The following is a 448-nucleotide window of genomic DNA, read 5'->3' as shown; positions in this document are numbered from 1 at the left end:
ACTATCCATCCAATACGAAGTGCAGGAGCAACAGATTTTGAAAAACTACTAATATGAATTATATTGCCATTTTTATCTAGAGACTTCATAGATGGTATAGGACTTGTTGTGAAATATAAATCTCTATATATGTCATCTTCTATCACAGGTATATTATGAATTTGGCAGTATTTTATTATATCTTTTTGGGTTTCTATCGGCAAATACGCTCCGGTTGGATTATTAAACGTAGGTTCAATATAAAGTGCACCCTCAGTTGTAAATGAATAGTTTTCGATAATATTTTTAAAATCATATAAATTATTATATGGAATCCTTACTTTTTTCATATTGAAACTATCAAATACATGCGTCGACTCAATATAAGACGGTGTATTAAAAAATATTGTAGCGTTTTGGCTTAGAAATCCTGTTGTTAATAATTGAATGGCATGTAGTGCTCCAGAGG

Annotated in this window: 1 protein-coding gene; it reads right to left on the bottom strand. The window is 30.4% G+C overall.

Translation table 11 applies throughout. From position 1 onward, the window contains the following. A partial coding sequence (locus ACF91D_RS31940) for an aminotransferase class I/II-fold pyridoxal phosphate-dependent enzyme (RefSeq protein WP_392438728.1) occupies positions 1 to 448 on the bottom strand: 448 nt, incomplete at both ends.

The sequence above is a fragment of the Staphylococcus sp. 231237_7MaSpsaltlick genome (assembly GCF_043107035.1).
The sequence above is the reverse complement of the archived record's forward strand: the minus strand, read 5'-3'. Positions and strand labels throughout refer to the sequence as shown.